3 protein-coding genes are annotated in these 3,719 nt (G+C 49.3%); all 3 read right to left on the bottom strand.

All coding sequences use genetic code 11. The features are described 5' to 3' along the window. Positions 1-138: 138 nt before the first annotated feature. Complete coding sequence (locus QT974_RS32385) at positions 139-2,028, bottom strand: amidohydrolase (protein WP_333472464.1); 1,890 nt, start codon at positions 2,026-2,028, stop codon at positions 139-141. Positions 2,029-2,170: 142 nt separating this feature from the next. Continuing rightward, a complete protein-coding gene (locus QT974_RS32380) occupies positions 2,171-2,749 on the bottom strand; it encodes an antibiotic biosynthesis monooxygenase (RefSeq protein WP_333472463.1) in 579 nt (192 codons plus the stop codon). A gap of 145 nt (positions 2,750-2,894) precedes the next feature. Continuing rightward, on the bottom strand, positions 2,895-3,548 hold the full coding sequence (locus QT974_RS32375) for a hydrolase (protein ID WP_333472462.1): 654 nt from the start codon (positions 3,546-3,548) through the stop codon (positions 2,895-2,897). Positions 3,549-3,719: the final 171 nt, after the last annotated feature.

Below are 3,719 nucleotides of genomic sequence, written 5' to 3'. Positions count from 1 at the left end.
GTCCTCTTTGAGAGGACTTTCGCTATAAGAGGGGGAATTGATTCCCTGGCGGACTCGCGGGCTCACAGACGGACTTGGCGGGCTTTCAGGCTTAAGTTGACACTAATGGGCATTGCCGTGTCCCTACACTTGATAAACTTAAAAGGCAAAGCAATCACAGCCGCTTCCCCACAAACTCGATAGGGCGGCCGATACATTTAGAGATGACAGCAAATTGCCACAATTGGGTTTGTGGATGGGCATTGCTGCGTGATTGCAGGCAAGGGAACAAATATGAACAGGCGCATTAGCCGCCACTGGAATCTGCGAGTAATAACCGCCATAATGGGCAACGGGCGACCATTCTGGTAAAACTGGTAATGCGGGTGGATCGAATTTTTTGAAAGTGTCTGTGGCGTAGACAATCTTGCCGCCTACGATCGTCAAAACCGACTCTAAATGCTTGATTTGTACTTCAGGAATTGAAAACAAATCATCAGACAAGACGGCTAAATCGGCTAATTGTCCCGGAACGATCGCACCTTTCTTGCCTTCTTCCGACGAAAACCAACTGCTACCCACAGTATACAGCCGCAGTGCTTCCATCCGACTCATCCGGTTAGCTTCAGGATACAGCGACGTGCCGCCGACTGTCTTGCCGCTGACTAACCAGTAAAGCGAAACAAAAGGATTGTATGATGCTACACGAGTCGCATCCGTGCCAGCCCCAACTGGGATTTCCATTTCTAGCATACGGGCGATGGGTGGCGTGCGTTCCACAGCTTTGGTGCCGTAGCGTTCAATGAAATATTCGCCTTGAAATGCCATGCGATGCTGAATCGCAATGCCTCCGTTTAAGGCTTTGATGCGTTCTAAATTGCGATCGCTCACCGTTTCAGCATGGTCAAAAAACCAGTGTAAGCCATTAAATGGAATTTCTCGATCGACTTCCTCAAACACATTCAAGAAACGGTCGATCGACTCATCATAAGTCGCATGGAGACGAAACGGCCACCGATGTTCGGCGAGCAACTTGACAACCGCTTTCAATTCCGCTTCTAGCGAGTCTGCCAAATCGGGACGCGGTTCTAGAAAATCCTCGAAATCTGCTGCCGAAAACACCAGCATTTCACCAGCGCCATTCACCCGATAAAAATCATCTCCCTCACCGGGTTGCACCATTTTCGTCCACTTCGCAAAGTCTTCCCGTTCTTCCTTCGGACGCTGGGTGAAAAGATTGTAAGCAATCCGCACCGTCAGTTGACCTCGGCGATGCAATTCTTCCACCACCTGATAGTCATCTGGGTAATTCTGAAAGCCGCCGCCAGCATCAATTACGCTGGTGACACCGAGGCGATTGAGTTCCCGCATAAAATGCCGTGTGGAATTAACTTGATGTTCGTAGGGGAGTTTTGGGCCTTTTGCCAAAGTCGCGTACAAAATCATCGCATTGGGTCGGGCAATTAGCAATCCAGTGGGATTCCCATTGCCATCTCGCTGAATTTCTCCGCCGATCGGCTGTGGCGTATCTCTAGTGTAGCCGACGGCCTTGAGGGCAGCACGATTTAGCAAAGCGCGATCGTACAGGTGCAAGATAAAAACGGGAGTATCCGGCGCAACGCGGTTCAATTCATCCAAAGTCGGCAAACGGCGTTCGGCAAATTGAAATTCATTCCAGCCGCCAACCACGCGCACCCATTGTCCGGGTGGCGTGCGGTGCGCCTGTTCTCGCAGCATCCGCAATCCATCGGCGAGGGAAGGTACGCCATCCCAGCGCAGTTCCAAGTTGTAGTTCAACCCGCCGCGAATTAAATGTAGATGGGAATCGTTCAAACCGGGAATGACTGTGCGACCTTGCAAATCGATAATTTGAGTTCGATCGCCCCTAGCGGCCATGACATCGCGTTCAGAACCCACGGCAATAAACCGACCGTTTTTGATAGCAGCCGCCTCAACCACCGATCGCCGTTCGTCCTGGGTGGCAATGCGACCATTTTTGATAATTAAATCTGCATCAATTGTGCGATCGAACATTTCATTAGAAACCATAATCAAACTCCTTATCCTCTTAGTCCGCGTCGGCGGACGAAAGTTTGTGTAGACGCGGTTTCAACCGCCGAGTCACTTTGGATACACGCGGTTTCAACCGCCGAGTCATCTTGTTTGTGTAGACGCGGTTTCAACCGCCGATTTACTTTGGATACAACCACCTAGAAAACAACCGCGTTAATTGAGGCATCACCAGATAAGTAAGTAAAGCAACTGTCAAACCAGAACTAATTATCTGTGACAATAAAGGCGGAATTGCTGATAGAATCAGAGGCAGAAATCGACTCAACACGCCTACAGTTACAAAAACTCCGAGCCAAGTAACTAACGCCATTTTGTAGCGAGGTGGTGGAGATTTGCGCGGCTGACCGGATAAAGTGAACCAAGTTTCAAGTCCAGTCAAGGTTTGTACCTCTTCCGGCTTGGAAATTAGCGGCTCCAATCGATCGAGCCATTGTTGCCGCACATCTGACTCAATCCACTGCTTGAGGTGCGTGTAGCGATCGAACTTGAGAATAGCAACATACTCCGGGCAAACTCCATCGCGGGGTCGGATAATGCTCACCCCGCAATGTCCCTCAAACCGCTTCGCATCAGCAGCAATCCCCTTTAACCACTCTTCATAACCCTGCTCTCGCCCCGGTTTAATTTGATGCGAAATAACGGCTGTCACCTGTTCGTTGGTATCGCTGTTTTGCACTTCAGGAGAATTTTGCAGCATAGTTGTTTACCCACAGATTAGAGATGTAGGGGTGAAGCATTTGGGCGATAATTCATCTTAAAAACCCGAAATTTTATGACCAAATGCTTCACCCTCTCCCGGATATCAAACGGCTTCAGATTATTTTATGAAGAACTCTAATGAGCTAGGCCGCAACTTTCGCATTGCTCGGAAGCTGCCCGTGTACCATCGTGTAGGCATATTCCACGCCAACACCATAAGCTCCACCATGTTCTTTTACCAGGCCCATAACCGCATCGTAGGTGTCTCTATGTGCCCAATCGCGTTGGAACTCCAGCAGCACTTGCAGCCAGGTGACAGGAACTGCACCAGCTTGGACGATCCGCTGCATTGCCAAATCGTGAGCAACTAAACTGGTACCGGCAGAAGCATCGGCTACTGCATAGACTTCATAGCCCGCAGCCATTGCTTCTAGGGCAGGAAAAGTTAAGCATACCTCCGTCCACAGTGCGGCAATTACTAACTTTTTACGCCCAATTCGATCGACTTGGGCGACAAATTTTGTATCGTCCCAGGAGTTCATGCTGGTGCGCTCGATCGGCGTTTGGTCAGGAAAAATATCGAGGAGTTGGGGCCACATATAGCCGCTGAAACTTTTGGTTTCAACGGTGGTGAGGATGGTGGGGACTTGAAATATCTTGGCTGCTTTTGCCAGCCCAACTGTGTTGTTAATCAGGATTTGGCGATCGATATTGGCAACGCCAAAAGTCATCTGCGGTTGATGATCGATGAAGATGACGGTGCAATTTTGAGGAGTAAGTAGTTCTAATTTTGACATATTGATGCTCCTTGAAATTGGGTTGGCTAATCGATGTGTGCTAGAGGCGCAGTGCAATCGCGATCGCACTTTTTGCTCTGCTGATAACCTAACTGTAGGGCTGGAGACACTGGAAATCTTTTCTAATCTTGTGGGAAAATTTGTCTATTCTTGCGATCGCCCTCAATTCTG

Source organism: Microcoleus sp. BM001215392, assembly GCF_036700185.1.
In the GTDB taxonomy this organism is placed as follows: domain Bacteria; phylum Cyanobacteriota; class Cyanobacteriia; order Cyanobacteriales; family Microcoleaceae; genus Microcoleus.
This window is presented reverse-complemented; position numbering and strand designations above follow the sequence as displayed.

Excerpts from the sequence above, each read along its gene's own strand:
- QT974_RS32375 (WP_333472462.1), bottom strand. The coding sequence starts at position 3,548 with ATGTCAAAATTAGAACTACTTACTCCTCAAAATTGCACCGTCATCTTC.
- QT974_RS32385 (WP_333472464.1), bottom strand. The coding sequence starts at position 2,028 with ATGGTTTCTAATGAAATGTTCGATCGCACAATTGATGCAGATTTAATT.
- QT974_RS32380 (WP_333472463.1), bottom strand. The coding sequence starts at position 2,749 with ATGCTGCAAAATTCTCCTGAAGTGCAAAACAGCGATACCAACGAACAG.